This window comes from Cellulosimicrobium sp. RS (genome assembly GCF_046159675.1).
Classification (GTDB): domain Bacteria; phylum Actinomycetota; class Actinomycetes; order Actinomycetales; family Cellulomonadaceae; genus Cellulosimicrobium; species Cellulosimicrobium funkei.
The window spans coordinates 107,834-124,549 of record NZ_JBJXVU010000009.1 but is presented as its reverse complement, the minus strand read 5'-3'; the positions used below and the strand labels follow the sequence as shown (position 1 = coordinate 124,549).

Annotated in this window: 15 protein-coding genes; 4 read left to right on the top strand and 11 right to left on the bottom strand. The window is 73.8% G+C overall.

Going from position 1 to position 16,716, the window contains the following annotated elements:
• Positions 1-13: 13 nt before the first annotated feature.
• Both ACI769_RS14645 and ACI769_RS14640 read right to left on the bottom strand, forming a co-directional pair.
• Positions 14-922: a carbohydrate ABC transporter permease gene (locus tag ACI769_RS14645; protein WP_053370565.1), complete on the bottom strand. Its 909-nt coding sequence runs from the start codon at positions 920-922 to the stop codon at positions 14-16.
• Entirely contained in the window at positions 919-1,818 is a 900-nt protein-coding gene (locus tag ACI769_RS14640; protein WP_168944606.1) for a carbohydrate ABC transporter permease, read from the bottom strand. Before ACI769_RS14640 ends, ACI769_RS14645 begins: the two co-directional genes overlap by 4 nt.
• Between ACI769_RS14640 and ACI769_RS14635 the strand changes: the two genes are divergently transcribed.
• Together ACI769_RS14635 and ACI769_RS14630 are read left to right on the top strand one after the other, a co-directional pair.
• Entirely contained in the window at positions 1,813-2,988 is a 1,176-nt protein-coding gene (locus ACI769_RS14635; protein WP_409141835.1) for a DUF6318 family protein, read from the top strand. The two genes, ACI769_RS14640 and ACI769_RS14635, sit on opposite strands and share 6 nt — an antisense overlap.
• Positions 2,989-3,344: 356 nt before the next feature.
• Positions 3,345-3,911: a hypothetical protein gene (locus tag ACI769_RS14630; RefSeq protein WP_409141834.1), complete on the top strand. Its 567-nt coding sequence runs from the start codon at positions 3,345-3,347 to the stop codon at positions 3,909-3,911.
• A gap of 124 nt (positions 3,912-4,035) precedes the next feature.
• Here ACI769_RS14630 and ACI769_RS14625 read toward each other — a convergent pair whose 3' ends face one another.
• On the bottom strand, positions 4,036-4,935 hold the full coding sequence (locus tag ACI769_RS14625; RefSeq protein ID WP_409141833.1) for a DUF4352 domain-containing protein: 900 nt from the start codon (positions 4,933-4,935) through the stop codon (positions 4,036-4,038).
• Positions 4,936-5,112: 177 nt separating this feature from the next.
• On the opposite strand from ACI769_RS14625, the gene ACI769_RS14620 reads away from it, so the two are divergent.
• Positions 5,113-6,585: a sensor histidine kinase gene (locus tag ACI769_RS14620; RefSeq protein ID WP_409141832.1), complete on the top strand. Its 1,473-nt coding sequence runs from the start codon at positions 5,113-5,115 to the stop codon at positions 6,583-6,585.
• Between the two features lie 131 nt (positions 6,586-6,716).
• Here ACI769_RS14620 and ACI769_RS14615 read toward each other — a convergent pair whose 3' ends face one another.
• The 8 genes from ACI769_RS14615 to ACI769_RS14580 all read right to left on the bottom strand — a co-directional run bounded on the left by ACI769_RS14615 (position 6,717) and on the right by ACI769_RS14580 (position 15,642).
• Entirely contained in the window at positions 6,717-8,909 is a 2,193-nt protein-coding gene (locus ACI769_RS14615) for a family 43 glycosylhydrolase (RefSeq protein WP_409141831.1), read from the bottom strand.
• A 173-nt stretch (positions 8,910-9,082) separates the two neighbouring features.
• On the bottom strand, positions 9,083-9,664 hold the full coding sequence (mug, locus tag ACI769_RS14610) for a G/U mismatch-specific DNA glycosylase (RefSeq protein WP_409141830.1): 582 nt from the start codon (positions 9,662-9,664) through the stop codon (positions 9,083-9,085).
• A gap of 21 nt (positions 9,665-9,685) precedes the next feature.
• Complete coding sequence (locus tag ACI769_RS14605) at positions 9,686-10,339, bottom strand: class II aldolase/adducin family protein (RefSeq protein WP_251176666.1); 654 nt, start codon at positions 10,337-10,339, stop codon at positions 9,686-9,688.
• Entirely contained in the window at positions 10,336-11,586 is a 1,251-nt protein-coding gene (gene otnK / locus ACI769_RS14600; protein WP_409141829.1) for a 3-oxo-tetronate kinase, read from the bottom strand. Before otnK ends, ACI769_RS14605 begins: the two co-directional genes overlap by 4 nt.
• A gap of 113 nt (positions 11,587-11,699) precedes the next feature.
• On the bottom strand, positions 11,700-12,707 hold the full coding sequence (locus ACI769_RS14595; RefSeq protein ID WP_194521374.1) for a TRAP transporter substrate-binding protein: 1,008 nt from the start codon (positions 12,705-12,707) through the stop codon (positions 11,700-11,702).
• 95 nt (positions 12,708-12,802) lie between these two features.
• The gene (locus tag ACI769_RS14590; protein ID WP_409141828.1) at positions 12,803-14,059 is read right to left on the bottom strand and encodes a TRAP transporter large permease; all 1,257 of its coding nucleotides are present in this window, start codon (positions 14,057-14,059) and stop codon (positions 12,803-12,805) included.
• Positions 14,060-14,062: 3 nt separating this feature from the next.
• Positions 14,063-14,647, bottom strand: a complete 585-nt coding sequence (locus ACI769_RS14585) for a TRAP transporter small permease (RefSeq protein ID WP_409141827.1) — start codon at positions 14,645-14,647, stop codon at positions 14,063-14,065.
• On the bottom strand, positions 14,644-15,642 hold the full coding sequence (locus tag ACI769_RS14580) for a zinc-binding dehydrogenase (RefSeq protein ID WP_409141826.1): 999 nt from the start codon (positions 15,640-15,642) through the stop codon (positions 14,644-14,646). Before ACI769_RS14580 ends, ACI769_RS14585 begins: the two co-directional genes overlap by 4 nt.
• A 235-nt stretch (positions 15,643-15,877) precedes the next feature.
• On the opposite strand from ACI769_RS14580, the gene ACI769_RS14575 reads away from it, so the two are divergent.
• On the top strand, positions 15,878-16,615 hold the full coding sequence (locus ACI769_RS14575; RefSeq protein ID WP_051027509.1) for a FadR/GntR family transcriptional regulator: 738 nt from the start codon (positions 15,878-15,880) through the stop codon (positions 16,613-16,615).
• Positions 16,616-16,716 lie beyond the last annotated feature (101 nt).

Genomic DNA, 16,716 nt, shown 5'->3' with positions numbered 1-16,716 from the left:
GGACGGGTGCGCGTCAGCCGGTGACGGCGCCCGCGGTGAGGCCCGCGACGAGGCGACGCTGCAGGACGAGGAAGACGACGAGGATCGGCAGCGTCACGACCACGGTCGCGGCGAGCAGGACGCCCCAGTTCGTCATGCCGTCGGTGTTCTGCAGCAGCGTGAGGCCGACGGGGAGCGTCATCTTGTCCGGGCGGTCGATGACGAGGAACGGCCACAGGTAGTCGTTCCACTCCGTCACGACGGACACGAGCGCGACCGCCGCGAGCGTCGGTGTGCTCATCGGCACGACGAACCGCCAGAGCTTGCGCCAGTGCCCCGCGCCGTCGAGCTCGGCGGCCTCGAGGATCGAGCGCGGCAGCGTGAGGAAGTGCTGCCGGAACAGGAACGTCCCGAACGCGCTCGCCAGGCCCGGCACGAGGATGCCCTGGTAGGTGTTGAGCCACCCGAGGCTCGCGACGAGCGTGTAGTTGGGGATGATCGTGATCTGCGGCGGGATCATGAGCGTCGCGATGACGAGCCCGAACACGACCTTCTTGAACGGGAAGTCGAGGAACACGAGCGCGTACGCGCACGTGAGGCCCAGCGCGACCTTGAGGCCCGCGCCCACGACCGTGATCCCGACGCTGTTGAGCAGCAGGCGCCCCAGCGGGATCGAGTCCGCGGCCTGCGCGTAGTTGTCGAGGTTCACGCTGCCCGGGAGCCACTGCAGCGGGACGGTGTACAGCTCGGCGGGCGTCTTCATGCTCGCGAGCACCATCCAGACCAGCGGCGCGCCGAGCACGACGGTCGCGAGGACCAGGGCGAGGTACCCGCCCGGCTGGAGGGCCCGGCGTCGGGCACGGGGTGCGCCCGACGGGCGGGGCGCGAGGGCGGCCGGCGTGGCGGGCGCCGTCTCGGGACGGGCGGGCGCGACGGCGCTCATGCGTAGTGGACCTTCCGCTGGACGAACCGCATCTGCACCGCGGTCACCGCGAGCAGCACGAGGAACAGGACCGTGGCGACCGCCGACGCGTACCCGGCGCGCCCGTTGACGAAGCTCTCCTCGTAGATCGAGTACATGAGCGTCGTCGTCGAGCCGAGCGGGCCGCCCTGCGTCATCGCCTTGATGATGTCGAAGGACTGGAGCGACGCGAGGAGCATCGTCACGACGAGGAAGAACGTCGTCGGGGTGAGGAGCGGCAGGACGATCGAGCGCAGCGTCCGGGCCGACGACGCGCCGTCGAGCGCGGCCGCGTCCTTGAGGTCCTGCGGCACCGACTGGAGGCCCGCCAGGTAGATGAGGGCGACGTACCCGAGGTTCTTCCACAGGTAGACGACGACGATCATCACGAGCGGCCACGGGCGCTGCGTGTACCACTGCGGCGACGCGACGCCGACCCAGCCGAGCAGCTCCTGGACCAGCCCGTAGCGCGGGTCGAACATGAACAGCCACAGGATCCCGACCGCGAAGCCCGACAGCACGTAGGGCGCGAACGCGACGGTCCGGGCGACGCCGCGGCCCCTGAGGCGGCGGTTGAGCAGCAGCGCCAAGCCGAGGCCGAGGACCATCGCGCCGCCGACGGTCGCGAGCGTGAAGACGAGCGTCGTCGTGACGATGCGGCCCGTCGTCGGGGCGGTGAACCACTCGACGTAGTTGCCCAGCCCGACCGGCCGCGCGACCGGCGACCCGAGGTTCCACTGGAGCGTCGAGAGGTAGAAGCTCTGGAGCAGCGGCCGGTAGACGAACACCAGCAGCAGCAGGACGTTCGGGCCCGCGAGCAGGAGCGCCCACAGCAGGTTCCGCCGACGGCGGCGCGCGCCCAGGCGACTGCGGTGCAGCGTCTGGACCTCGCGGTCGGTGCCCGACGACGTCGGGCCGGCAGGCGATCCCGGCGCGCCCGGGCGGGTCGTGCCCGGCCCGGTGGCCGGGGAGGTGGGGCCCGGCGCGGCGCCGCGGGGCGCGCCCGAGGAGCCCGGGGACTCCGGGGTGAGAACGGTGGTCACAGCACAGGTCCGCTCGTCCGAGGGTGCAGGTCACGGCCGGCGCGGCACCCGTCCTGCGGGTGGGCGGCCACTCGGAGCATAGGAAGCGAAGGCGCCGGTTTTGCCCAGGAATGGGTGGGTGCGGGGACGGGCGTCGGGCAACGTTCACCGAGCCGTGCCCGCCACGCCACCCGCACCTGTGGAGCGGTCACGTGGTGGACACCTCGTGACGCGTCGTCCACAGGGCGGGACGGACGGTTCCGCGCCGCGCGACGTTTCGATAGGTTCGTGGCGTTCGTGCGGTGCCGCCCGGTCCGGGCCGCGCCGCCCGGTTCGCGGGCAGGGGGTCTGGTGAGTCGTACGCGTCATGCGCCGGTCGGAGGACGACCGGCAGGAACGGTGGGGAGCGCCCGAGCGCTCCGGTCGAGGAGCAACGCCCGACGGCGAGCGCTCGCCCTGGGCGTCGTCGTGACGGCCGGGTGCCTGGTCGCCGGCTGCACCGGCGGGGGTGAACCCGCACCGTCACCTCCGGTCGAGACGTCGGCCGAGCCGTCTGTCACGGAGACACCCGAACCCGAGCCGACCACGACCGGCCCGCCGAAGCCCGAACGACCCGCAGCCATGGAGCGCGACGACGCCGAGGGTGCTGCTGCGGCGGCGGAGTACTTCCTCGAGCTCTACGACGACGTCTTGATGACTGGCGACACCACCGAATGGGATTCGATGTCCTGGACCGAGACATGCGAGTTCTGCACAAACGTCTCGGCTGACGCAGCAGAGATCGCGTCGTCTGGAGACGACTACGCAGGATCAGCAATCGCGCTCAGCAACGTCAACGTCGGCGAACTCGACACACTGATCGGCGGATACCCGGTCACGGCCGAGTTCAAGCAAGACGCGCTCGTCCGGACCGATAGTGCCGGAACGATCGTCGAGAAGAGTGGTCCGAGCGACGGCCGACTACAAATCGACATGCTGCATGACGGTGCAGGTTGGCGGGTCCTGTCACTGACGGTTGAGGACTGAAGGTGGGCGCGAGATGGTCTAGGCGCATCCTCGCTACCTTGGCCGTCCTCGGAGTCGCTCAGTTCGCGGCCACCGCGGCGGCAAGCGCGGTCGAAGAAAGCGAAACAACGCTCCGCGGTAATGCGCAGAAGGACAACGTGCTGGTGGACGGGCGCCGCGATGTCACGCTAGACAGTGGAGAGCGCGCCCCTGGCTCCGCTGACGACAGCCCGTCTACAGAGGCGTTTCGGCGAGGTCCGGCCTACCGCTGCTTCGACGGCGACACCGCGACGACGTTTCCGGGGCTGGTGCAGGCGTGCCCGGGCGGACAGACCCCGGTCGACCACACCCAGGAGTGTGCGCCGGAGGAGTTCGCGATGGACCCGCTCTTCCGCCAGACGTGGACGAACACCGCGGACGGGTCACGCACCGCGGTGTCGGGCTGGGAGTTCGTCGACGACGGGTCGTGCGTCGGCGCGGCAGATCTCGCCGCCGAGGCGGAGGCGGCGTTCCGCCAGCTCACCATCGCGCCGCCGCCCGTCGTCGTGCAGCCGCCGGACGGCTGGACCGTGGTCAACGTGCCGACGATCACCTACACGGAGCCCGCGGAGCAGGTGCTCGACACGACGTTGCTCGGTATCCCTGTCCAGATCCGGGCAACCCCGCGGTCGTTCACCTGGGACTACGGCGACGGGAGCGGTCCGGTGACGACGACCGACCCGGGCGCCGCGTACCCGCACCACACCGTCGCGCACACGTACGGCCAGCCGGCGGACCGGGTGACGATCACGCTGACCACGACGTGGTCCGGGCAGTTCCGGATCACCGGCACTCCCGACTGGACCGACGTCACGGGCACCGCGACGACGACGACCGCAGCCGACCCGCTCCAGGTCTACGAGGCCAGATCGCGCCTGGTCACCGACGACCTCGCGGGCGGTTGACGCGCACCGCCGCGCACCTGCCCCCGGAGTCCGGGTGCGGGGTGCGCGGCAGTGCAGCGAGCGCGGGACCGTGTCCGTCCGTGGCTCCGGCACGTCGCGACGGCCCGGCAGGGGCGCCTTGCGCTCAGCCGAGCGATACCTCGACCCCACCGGAGAAGAAGGAGTCGTGCAGCGTGACGCTCGCGGGGACTGCGTCGGCGGGGACGTCGAACACGACGGTGCCCTCGACGCTGTTGCCCGGGTTGATGTCGGTGAGGAACGAGTTCGCGTCGCCGAGGTAGATCGCCGCGCTGGTGTCGGCGGAGTGCTCGCGCCCGGCGGTATCGACGAGCTTCTGGCTGCTGCCGTCGAACATCTGCGCCTGGTCACCGATGTTCGTCACCGTCACGTGCACGAGCACGAACTGGCCCTGCGCCTGCGCGTTGAGGAACTCGTCCCCGACGGTGGGGACCCCCGTCTCCACGGACGTCACGGTGAACTCGAACTTGCCGTCGCGCACCGGCGTGCCGACCGCGGCCGCCGCGGGTTCCGGAGCGGGCTCCTCGGCAGGCTCGTCCGGCGCCTCGGGGGCGGGTTCGGCGGGGTCCTGCGGGGCGCTCGACCCCGCGACCGGGGCCGGTGCCTCGGGCTCGTCCCCTCCCCCGCCGCCGAGCGCGGCCCCGATCACGGCGAGGATCACGACCACCCCGAGGCCCGTGAGGATCTTGTGCCGCGCGAACCAGCTCTTGCGCGGCGGGACGCCCGGCGCCTGCCCCGCGAACGCGGCCGCACCCGGCTGCGCCGGCTGCCCCGGAAAGCCCGGCTGCCCGGGGATGCCTGGCTGACCCGGCTGACCCGGCTGACCCGGCTGACCGGCCCAGCCCGCCTGACCGGGGTGGGCGGCGTGCGGCGTCGGGCCGGCTCCTCCGGGGGCGCCCGGCCCCAGGGGCGACGAGTAGGGCTGGCCCGGGGGCGGCGTCGGGCCAGGCTGGGCCGGGTACGCGCCCGGCTGGTCGGGGCGCTGGCCCTCGTGGGGTGCGGACATCGTGGTCTCCTCGGTGCGTCGTGGTCGCTGCGTTCGAGGACGATCGTGGCCGCGCGGCACCGTCCGGCGGATCGCCCGACCGGCTCGTCCGGGCCGGCCGACCGGAGGAGATCCGGGCCGGTCGCGCGAGCCGGTCGGCGGAGGCCGGGCGTCGGCGCCCGTGCGTATGCTCGCCGCATGTACCCCCCGCCGCAGCAGCCGGGCGGCCCCGCGGTGCCGCCGGGCGCCGCGCCTCCACCGGGCTACCCGGCGCCCGGCCACCCGGGTGCCCCGCCACCCGGGTATCCCGGGCCCACCTGGCCGCCGGCGCCGACCGGACCGGCCGCCGCGGGCACCCCCATCGGCCACCTGCCGCCGCACACCGTCGGCGGCGCGCGCCCGACGGCGGCCCCCGCCCCCGGGCGGGCGCGGCGGTTCTGGTCCGGCGCAGGAACCACGGTGGCGGTCGCCGCGACGTTCTTCGTCGGCATCGTCGGCCTGTCGTTCGACTCGGCACGCCACGGCCAGGAGCTGAGCGGGGGCCAGCTCGGGCTCTCGATCCTGTGGCTTGTCCTCGCCGCGTGCGTCTCCGCCGCTGTGATCTGGCGTATCCGCCACCCCGTCGCCGTCTGTCTCGGGACCGCCGCGGCAGGCATCCTCACACCCGTCGGCGCTCTCGCCCCGCTCCTCGCGCTGCCGTTCGTCCTCGCACGCGAGGACCGGCGTCCGGCGCTCCTCGGGTCGGTGGCGGCCGCCGCGGCGGCCGTGGCCGCGTCGTTCTGGCGCGACGCCGCACGACCTGGCGACTCGGTGATCTTCTCCTTCACGCCTGCCACCGGCGGGGAGACCACCTACCTTCCCCCTGCCGGCTACGTCGTCATCGGGGTGTTGCTCGTCGCGCTCTCGGTGGGCGCGGGACTGGTCCGCCGCTACGCGGGCCGGGCGCATGTCGCCCAGCAGACCGCCGCTGTGGAGACCCGTCGCGCCGAGACGCTGCGCACGCACGCGGAGGACCTGCGCAGCCAGACCGACCACCTGCGCACCGAGCTGTCGCGGCAGGACGAGCGCGAGCTCATCGCGCGCGAGATGCACGACACCGTCGCGCACAACCTGTCGGTCATGTCGTTGCAGGCGTCGGCGCTCGAGGTGACGACCGAGGACCCGGAGGTGGCCGACGCCGCCCGGACCATGCGCTCGTCCGCCCACCGCGCGCTCGAGGAGATGCGGGCGCTCATCACGTCGCTGCGCGACGGCGCGGAGCAGTACACGGGCTCCGCCCCGGCGCTCGGCGACCTCGCCGCGCTGCTCGACGAGGCGCGCTCGTCGGGCGTCGACCTCGCCGCGACGGTGTTCGTCACGGACGCGGACTCCGCGCCGCCGGCGCTCACGCGCGCGGTGTACCGGGTGGTGCAGGAGGCGCTGACGAACGTGATGAAGCACGCCCCGGGCGCCCGCGCGGACGTCGACGTGCGCGCCCGGCCCGGCGACGGCGTCGACCTCACGGTCCGCAACGCGCTCACCGCGGACGCCCTGGGCGTCCCCGGCAGCGGCACTGGGATCGTCGGGATGCGCGAGCGCTGCGAGGCGCTCGCCGGGACGTTCTCGGCGGGCGTCGAGGACGGCCGGTTCGTCGTCCGGGCCCACCTGCCGTGGGACCGCCCCCGCGCCTGACCGCCGCACGATCCCCCGCCTCGGCCTGTGGCGCAGCCCTGGGCGCACGGACCTGTCGCTCCGGCCCGGACGCACGACCGCGGTGCCGCCCATCGGCCGGGCGGCACCGCGGTCTGCGGGTCAGGAGGCGGCTACGCGCAGGTGAGCGCGTCGTACGCGGCCGTCACCTCCGTCGTCGTGCCGGCGACGTCGGTGACCGCGACGAGCGCCTCGCCCGCCTCGAGCGCCCCGCCGCGCACCTTGAACGACTGGTACGCGCTCTTGCCCGGGGCCACCTGGGCGAACGCCCGCTCGCCGTGCGGGGTGGTGAGGGCGACGGCGACGGTCTCGTCGCCGTCGTTCGTGGCGCGGACGGCGAGATAGGGCGTGCCGCCGAGGCAGCGGGGCTGCGCAGTGACGGTGACCTGCGGGTCGACGGGCGGCACCTCGGCCGGGAAGACGTCGAGCGCGTCGAGCTCGGTGTACCAGGTGAGCTTGGTCAGGGTGACGGTGTTCCACCCCTGCTGGAGCTCGACCTGGTGCGTGACGGACTGCCAGTTGCCCCACGTGGTGTGCGGGAAGGTGACGACCCCGGCGTCGGCGCCGTTCACCGTGACGGTGCTCGTCGAGGCGAGCGTGTACCCGCCGCGCTCGGAGCCGTTCGCGAACCGCACGCCGAGCGTGTATGGCCCGGCCTCGTCGGCGTGGACCTGGAGGGCGACGGAGCTGTCGAGGAAGTCGAGCCCGCCGACCTTCTGCCCGCCCGACGCCCCGGCGGCGCTCCCGACGGAGCCGCGCGTGATGACGCCGTCCTCGAACTCGTACCGCGTCGCGTCGGACGGGATGACGGGCGGCGCCGACGGGCGCGGGTCGCGCGTCGCGGGGTAGACGTCGAACGCGTCGAGCTCGGTGAAGAACGTCGCGCGCGTCAGCGTGATCGTGTTGGTGCCGGCGACGAGGTCGACGAGGTGCTCGGACGTCTGCCAGTTGCCCCACGTGGTGTGCGGGAAGACGACGGTCTCCGTCACCTCGCCGTTCACGGCGAGCGTCCCGGTGGAGGGGACGCGCGTCGAGCCGTCCTGCGAGCCGTTCGCGAACCGGATGCCGAGCAGCGCCGGCCCCGCCGCGTCGGCGTGCACCTCGACCGTCACGGAGGAGTCCGCGAAGTCCAGGCCGCCGACCTTCGCCCCGCCCGACGCCCCGCCGTCGGCCACGACGCGCGCGTTCGTCACGACGCCGTCCTCGGCCTGGTAGCGGTCGGACGCCTGCGGGACGGACGGGACGCCGTCGGCCGACCACTCGAGGTCCGCGACGTACATGGCGCGGTACGTGAACGCCGCGTTCCAGCCGTGGAAGACGATCGCGTCCGAGCCGTCCGGCGCGGTGACGACGTCCTGGCCGCCCGGGCCGCGCACGTCGCCCTGGAAGCGGTCGCTCGTCATGAGCTCCGTCGTCGCCTTGGTCCACGGGCCGGCCAGGCTCGGCGCCGTCGCGTACGACGTGCGGTAGGCACCGCCGTAGAAGTCGTTCGCGGAGTAGAAGAGGTAGTAGGTGCCGTCGCGCTCGACGACCGTCGGCGCCTCGACGACGCGGCCCTCGTACGCCGTGTCGACGCGGATCAGCTCGGTGGCCGGCCCGGTGAGGGTGGTGCCGTCGGGCGACAGCGGCTGGGCGAAGATGATCGCCGTCTTGCCGGTGCAGCAGTTCCCGTCGGCCTTCCACAGCAGGTAGAGCTGGTCGCCGTCGACGAACGTCCCGGCGTCGATCGCTCCCCCGAGGTCCTCGGTGCCGTCCTCGCCGTTGGGGCAGACGAACGGGTCGTCGCCGGCGGGCTCGAACGGCCCCTCGGGCGAGTCGGAGAGCGAGAGGCCGATGCACTGGCGCGGCGACGTCGCGTCGCGCGCCGTGTAGTAGAGGGCGTACCCGCCCTCGACCGCGGCGACCTCGGGCGCCCACACGCAGCGGTCGGTGGCCCCGCCCGGCGAGAAGGTGCACGCCTCGCTGACCCAGGCGCCCAGGTCGGGGGCGACGTCGTTCGGGGCGCTCCACGTGACCAGGTCCGTCGAGGTGCGGTGCTGCACGTTCCGGCCCTGGTCGTTCGTCGCGTAGGCGTGGTAGACGCCGTCGACGAGCAGGATGTCCGGGTCGGGGAAGTTGGCGTCGACGACCGGGGCGATCGTCGGGGCGACGGCGGCAGAGGCTGCGGCGGGTGCAGCGGGTGCAGCGGGTGCCGCCGACGGGACGGCGGTCGCGGCGGCGGCGCCCGAGACCACCAGCCCGAGCGCGACGAGCGCACCCGTGACAGCGGTGGCACGCGTGCGCACCCGGGACAGGGAGAGCTTCATGGGGTGTCTCCTCGACGGTGAGGGGGCAAGAACCCGGGACGGCGTCGACCTCGGGACCTCGAGTCTCCCGGGCCGATTCACACAAGTCAACAACTTCTCGCAAGAGTCAACAAGCAGATGTCGCGGCCGAGGCACGCGGGGGCGGCGACAGCTCGGCTCGCCCTGCGCGGCGCTCACGCCCGACGGCGGTCCGGCAGCCCCGCGGCGACGCGCAGCTCCGCGTACGCCGCGCCGAGCGTCGCGACCGTGTGGTGCGCGTTGAGGCCGCTCGGGTTCGGGAGCAGCCACGCCCGCGCGGGGCCGACGCGCCGCTCCAGCGGGCCGGTCGCGGCGCGACGGTCCGCGAAGGCCGTGCGGTACGCGCCGAGACCGAGCACCGCGACCCACCGCGGCCGGTACGTCTCCGCCGTCTCGACGAGGCGGCGTCCGCCCGCGACGATCTCGTCCGGCGTCAGCTCGTCCGCCCGCGCGGTCGCCCGTCGCACGACGTTCGTCATCCCCAGCCCGGCGTCGAGGAACGCGTCGCGCTCCCACGGCCCGAGCACGCGGTCCGTGAAGCCCGCCTCGTGCATCGCCTTCCAGAACCGCGTGCCCGGGTTCGCGAAGGGCAGCCCGACCGCCGCCGAGTACAGCCCGGGGTTGATCCCGCAGAACAGCACGTCGAGGCCCGGCCGCAGCCAGTCCTCGATCTCACGGCCGCGCGCGGCGGCGAGGTCGTCGGCGGTCGGGCGCGCGTACGGCGGGTCGGTCGGCACCGGACCATCCTCGCCCGGACGTCAGCCCCAGGGCTGCCCGTACGCCTCGACGAGCTCGCGCACCTCGTCGTCGGTGAGGAGCCGCGCGTCGAGCCGGTCCCCGAGCAGCAGCCGGACGCGCGCCGCCTCCTCGATCTCGACCGCGCGGTCGACGGCCTCCGCGACCGTGCGCCCGGCAGCGATCGACCCGTGGTTCTGGAGCAGGGCGCCGTGGAAGCGCAGCGCGCTGCCCCGGACGCGCTCGGCCTGCGCCGGGTCGCCCGGCGCGGCGTACCGCACGAGGGGCACGTTGCCCACGCGCATGACGACGTACGGCGTGACCGGCGCGAACGCCGTGTGCTCGCGCCATGGAGCGAGGCACGACGCCGCGACGGCGCTCGGCGAGTGGAGGTGCACGACGCAGCGGTACTCCGGGTCGCGCGCGTACATCGCGAGGTGCAGCGGCCACTCCTTGGTGGGGCGCGGCGTCGGGCCGTCGCCCTCGGTGACGGGGGTGCCGTCGAGCGTCGTGCGGGCCATCTGCTCGGCGGTGAGGGTCGCGAGGGACGTGCCGCTCGCGCTCATGCGCACCTCGTCGCCGACGCGCACGGACACGTTGCCCGACGTCCCGGGCGACATCCCGCTCGCGGCGAGACCCCGCCCGGCGGCGAGCAGCTCCTCGACCAGGTCGCTCATGCGAGCTCCTCCCACGCGGTGACGAAGAGGTCCTCGGTGCCGAAGTTGCCCGACTTGAGGACGAGGTTGACGTCGTCGGCCCCGCGGCGGCGACCGCGCAGCCAGGACACGCCCGGGCTCAGGAGCTGCCCGACCTCGAGCACGTGCACCCCGAGCCCCTGGACGACGCTCCCCGACGTCTCGCCGCCCGCGACGACGAGCTGCGTCGCGCCCGCTTCCGCGAGCCGCGGCGCGAGCGCGGAGAACAGCCGCTCGACCACGGCGGGGGCGTCGGCGGTCACCGCACGCCCGCGCGCGACGTCGTCGGGCTCGCCCACGGAGTACACGAGCACCGGCCGGTCGGGCTGCTCCGCCCAGCGCTCGCGCGCCCACGCGAGGAGCCGCTCGACCTCCGCGCCCGGGTCCGCGAGCGCCGCCGCGACGTCGACCTTCTGGTGCGGCAGGTGCGGCAGGGCCGCCCGGACCTGCGCCTGGGTGGCGCGCGACGCGCTGCCCGCGAGCACCGCGCGTCGGCCCGGGACGGCGGCAATGTCGCCGAGAGGCGCGCCCGTCGGGTCGAGGCCGAGCGCGAGCCCGGAGCCGCCCGTGACGAGCGGGGCGTCGGACGTCGCGCGGGCGATGACGGCGAGGTCGTCGTTGTCGATGCTGTCGACGACGACGTACCGCGCGCCCTGCGCCTCGGCCGCGACGATCGCGCCCCGCAGCGCCTGCTCGCCGGCGCGCACGACGCCGACCGGCACCTCGGCGACCGGGTGCGCGGTCTGCGCCGCGAGGAGGTTCGCGACGCGCGAGTCCCACATGGGGTTGAGCGGGTGGTCCTTCATGGGGCTGCGGTCGAGCGGCTCGTCCCCCACGAACAGGTGGCCGCGGAACACGGTGCGGCCCGCGTCCGGGAAGCCCGGGACGACGACGGCGCTGCGCGCGCCGGTCTCCTCCAGCAGCGCGTCCGCGACGGGCCCGATGTTGCCCTCGGGCGTGGAGTCGAACGTCGAGCAGTACTTGTCGTAGACCTGCGTGACGCCGAGCGCGGCGAGCGCGCGGTAGGCCGCGCGCGCCTGCTCCACGGCCTGGGGTGCGGGCACGGAGCGGATCTTCAGCGCGACCACGACGGCATCGTGGTCGGCGAGGTCCGCGAGGTCGTCCGGGCCCGGGACGCCCAGCACGACGGCGGTCCGCAGACCACGGGCCCTCCAGTTGCCGGCGAGGTCGGTGGCCCCGGTGAAGTCGTCGGCGATCGCGCCGCGCATCGGTGTCTCCTCTGGTCGGTCGGGTCGTCGGTCGTCGCGGGCGGCGCGGCCGGCGCGGCCGGCGCGGTCGACGCGGTCGACGCGCCGACGCGGCTCGGGGCCGCGGTACGGCGTCACGCGTCGCCCGAGCGGATGCGCTCGGCCCACTCCACGACCTGGGGGTCGACGTGGTCGAGCACCTCGGACGAGGCCTCGGCCCACTCGGCGCGGTCGATCTCGTGCAGCTCGACGCCGCGCTCGACCAGGAAGTCGACGTTCTCCTGCCGCTCGGCGATCGACGTCTCGCGGTACCAGGAGGAGACGTCGTCGATCTCGGCGTCGACGATCGCGCGGAGGTCGTCGGGCCAGCCCTCGTAGGCGTCGGCCCAGACCTGGAAGTGGAAGTTGCCGAACACGTGCTCGGTGAGCGTGACGTGCGGCGCGACCTCGTAGAACGAGTTGAACCGCACGACGTCGATCGGGTTCTCCTGGCCCTCGACCGCGCCCTGCTCGATCGCGGGGAAGACCTCGCTGAGCGCGAGCGGCATGGGGCTCGCGCCGAGCGCGTGCCACGTGTCGAGGTAGGTCTGCTGGGTCGGGACGCGCAGCTTGAGGCCGCGCGCGTCGGCGAGCTCGGTGACGGGACGCTGCGTGTTGAGCACGCGCCCGCCGCGGTACATCTGGCCGAGCAGCAGGAACCCGGAGTCCTCCCGGATGGCGTCGATGATCTCGTCGCCGAGCGGGCCGTCCCAGACCTCGAGGAACTGGTCCTCGTCCTCGTAGAGGAACGGCACGCCCTCGATCGCGGCGAGGTCGGTGTAGCGCTCGAGCGAGCCGACGGACTCGACGACGATGTCCACGGCCCCGAACTCCAGGCCCTCCTGCATGTCCTCCCAGCTCCCGAGCTGGGAGGCGGGGTAGACCTCGATCGTCACGCGGCCGTCGGAGGCGTCGGCGACCTGCTCGGACAGCCGGTTCGCGGCGCGGTCCTGCAGGCTCCCGGCGCCGTACGAGTGGCCGAGGCGGAGCAGCAGGTCGGGCTCGGGGTCCGTCGTCGTGGCCGCGCAGCCGCCGAGGGCGAGCGCGCTCGCGACGACCAGGGCGGCGACGCGACGGTGCGGCGCGGTGGTTCTCTTCCCCACGGGAAGCTCCTTCGTGTGCGGGGCGGGCGAGGGCGAGGGGCGCCCTCGCCCGCCGGGGTGCTGGTGCCGGTGGCGGGTGTCGACCGTCGCGCCGGCTAGTACATGCCGGTGAGGACGGGGACGTACGTGACGAGGAACAGCAGGGCGACCGAGACGCCGAGCCACGGGAGCATGTCGCGCAGCGCCCGTTCCGCCGAGATCCCGGCGATCCGGCTCGTGATGAGCAGGTTGATCCCGACGGGCGGCGTGATGAGCCCGATCGCGAGGTTGATGACGACGATCAGCCCGAAGTGGACCGGGTCGACGCCGGCGGCGGTGACGATCGGCAGGAGGATCGGCGTGAAGATGATGATCGCCGCGTTGCCCTCGACGACCGTGCCGATGAGCAGCAGGATCACGTTGGCGACGAAGAGGATGAGCAGCACGTTGTCCGTGAGCCCGAGCACGGCGTCGGCGACGATCTGCGGCGTGCCGCCGGTTACGAGCGCCCACGAGTAGGCCTGCGCCATCGCGATGATGAGCATGATCGCGGCGACGAGCATCGTCGTCTCGCGCATCGCCTTGACGACCCGCTGCCAGGACAGCTCGCGGTAGACGAGGACGCCGAGGATCACCGCGATGAGGACCGCGACCGCGCCGCCCTCCGTCGCGGTGAAGACGCCGAGCCGGATGCCGCCCAGCACGACGACCGGGATGAGCAGGGCCGGGAGCGCCTTGGCGGCGGTGCGCACGAGCTCGCGCGCGCCCACGCCGCGCTCGGCGGGGTAGCCCTTCTTGCGGGCGACGAGCCAGCCCGTGACCAGGTACACGAGGCCGAACCCGAGGCCGATGTAGAGGCCGTGGAAGAACAGCGCGCTGATCGAGACCTCGGCGGCGACGCCGTAGATGATCATCGTGATGCTCGGCGGGAGCACGAGCGCGACGATCGACGCCGTCGCGGTGACCGACGCCGCGTCGCCGGGCGCGTAGCCGCGGCGCAGCATCTGCGGGATGAGGAGGCGGCCGACCGACGACGCGTCCGCGACCGCCGAGCCGGACATGCCGCCGAACGTGATGTTGGTGAGCACGTTGACGGCCGAGAGCCCGCCGCGGATGCGGCCGACGATCGCGTAGGCGAAGTCGATGAGGCGCTGGGTCACGCCGCCCGCGTTCATGAGCGAGCCGGCGAGCACGAAGAGCGGGATCGCGAGGAGCGGGAAGGAGCGCATCCCGGCGACGAACCGCTGGGCGCCGACCTCGGGCGGCACGCCCTCGGCGGCGAGGCTCGCGAACGAGGCGAGGCCGACGGCGACGCCCACCGGGGCGCCGATGACGAGGATGAGGAGGAGGAGCCCTCCGAGGATGAGGGGCATGGGTCAGACGTCCTTGTCCTGGGAGGTGGGCGCGACGAGCTGCTCCGCCTCGGCGATGTTCGCCTCCACGGCGTCGTCGGGGGTGTCGAAGTCGCCGCGGAGCGCCTCGACGAGCTTCTCGACCGCGTAGACGCAGGAGAAGCCCATGCCGATCGGCACGACGACGTACATGGCGAGCAGCGTGATGTCCGTGCCCGTCGCGATGGTCAGGCCGGTCATGAGCTGGCGCGCGCCCGTCGGCAGCATCATCGCGGCGTAGACGGCGACGAGGCCGAACAGGCCCGCGGAGAGCGCGTAGCCGAGCGCGACGAACGCGCGGCGCACCTTCCCGCGTAGGCGGTCGAGGAGCAGCGTCACCGCGATGTGCTCGCTGCGGCGCACCGCGACGGGGATCGCCGTCATGACGCACCAGACGAACGCGAGCGTCGCGAACTCCTCGGACCACACGGTCGGGCTGTTGAGCACGTACCGCATGAAGACCTGGAGCACGAGGACGGCGCTCACGAGCGCGATCGCGACGCCCGAGACCACGAACAGCGCCCGCTCGGCGCCGGACAGGACGCCGCGGACGGCGCGGGCCGCGCTCACGGGACCATCACCAGCTTGACGATGTCGCCGGGCCCCTCGGCGGCCATGGTCGTGGTGATCGCGGCGCCCTCCTCCAGGGAGGTCGTGCGGGACACGAGCACGTCGGCGAGCCCGGGGTGGCGCGCGAGGACGTCGAGCGCGGTGCGGAAGTCGTCCTTCGTGTACATGGCCGTGCCGAGCAGGGCGATCTCGCGCACCTGGAGCTGTCCCACCGGGACCGGCACGGGCTGGCTGAACACCGCGACCTGGACGATCGCCCCACCGGGCGCGACGGCCTCGAACGCGCGCTCGACGAGCGCGGGCACGCCCGCGGCGACGAAGACGGCGTCGTACGAGCCGGGCTCGAGCGCGGCGTCGGGCAGGTGGACGCCCGTCGCGCCGACCGCGCGCAGCACCTCGTGGACGTGCTCCCGCGGCTCGACGACGTCGACCACGGTGCTGCCGCCGTCGGCGAGGACGCGTGCGACGAGCGCGCCGATCGTGCCGCCGCCGAGCACGAGCGCGCGCCCGCGGCGCCGCTCCCCCAGCTGCGCGACGGCGTGGGCCGCGACCGCGACCGGCTCGGCGAGCGCGAGGTGCTCGTCCGCGACGCCGTCGGGCGCGGGGACCAGCGTGTACGCGGGCACGACGACGTGCTCGGCGAACGAGCCGTCCCACTCGGCGACGCCGAGCATCTGCTTGCTCGCGCACAGGTGGTAGCCGCCCGTCGTGCACAGGTCGCACGTGCCGCACGGGCGCTGCGGGTCGACGACGACGCGGTCGCCGACGGCCACGTCGGCGACGTCCGGGCCGACCTCGGCGACGCGGCCACCGGCCTCGTGGCCGGAGATCAGCGGCGGGACGCGGAACGGGTGGGTGCCGCGGAGGGCGGCCAGGTCGGAGCCGCACACCCCCGTGGAGGTGACGGCGAGGAGGACCTCGCCGGGGCCGGGGACCGGGCGCGGGATGTCGACCACGTGGGCGGTCCCGGACGTCTCGAATCTGATGGCGCGCATCGTGGAACAGCTCTTTCCCCGCGACTGGGAAGCCGCGTTGCTCTGCGTGCGGGTGAGGGGAGACCTGCCGGAACGGGTGCCCGACGTCGGACGCTCGGCTCAGCAGGTTGAGTGACTGTATCCTGTCATACCAGTTGAGCCAACCCCGTCTCACGACCATGAGCAGGGACCGCGTCCGGGCAGGTCGCGGCCCCCGTGAGGCAGAATGGCGCGGTCGTCACCCCGAGGAGGAACGGTGCCCGAGCCCGATGCGACGCTGCCGACGAGCGGCATCGTGCGACAGCGCCGACTGTCCGACCAGGTCGCCGACGCGATCCGCGACGACATCCTCGCGCGCGAGCTCCAGCCCGGCGACCGGCTGCCCTCCGAGCGCGAGCTCTGCGAGTCCTACGGCGTCTCCCGCACCGTCGTGCGCGAGGCCGTGCGCGCCCTCACCGCCAAGGGCATCGTCACCGCCACGCCCGGCTCCGGCCTGAGCGTCGGGCGCACCAGCATCGACGACGTCGGCCAGATGCTCCAGATGTTCCTCCACCACGGCCCGAACGTGCCCTACCTCCAGCTCCACGAGGTCCGCGCGACGCTCGAGGTCGCCGTCGCCGGCATCGCCGCCGAACGCATCGACGACGCCGCGCTCACCGGCCTCGCCGACCTCGTCGACCAGCTCCCCGGGCACGCCGACGACATCGTCGCCGCGTCCAAGAACGACTACGCCTTCCACCGCGGGCTCGCCGTCGCGACCGGCAACGACTTCTTCGTCATGCTCTACGACGTGCTCGGCGAAGGCCTCATGGAGACGCGCGTCGCCACGTTCTCCTACGACCCGCGCCGCATCGACGTCGTCACGCGCGCGCACCGCGCGATCGTCGACAACCTCGACGCGCACCGCGCCGACGGCGCCCGCGCCGCGATGCTCGACCACCTCACCGAGGTCCGCGAGACGTGGGTGCGCCACCAGGACGGCGCGCCGGCCTGACGGCGGTCGCGGCGACGGGCGGTGCGGCGGTCGCGACGGGCGGCACGGCCGTTGCGCCCGGCGCCGAGGACGGCGGTCACCGCGGACGCGCCGTGGGCGCG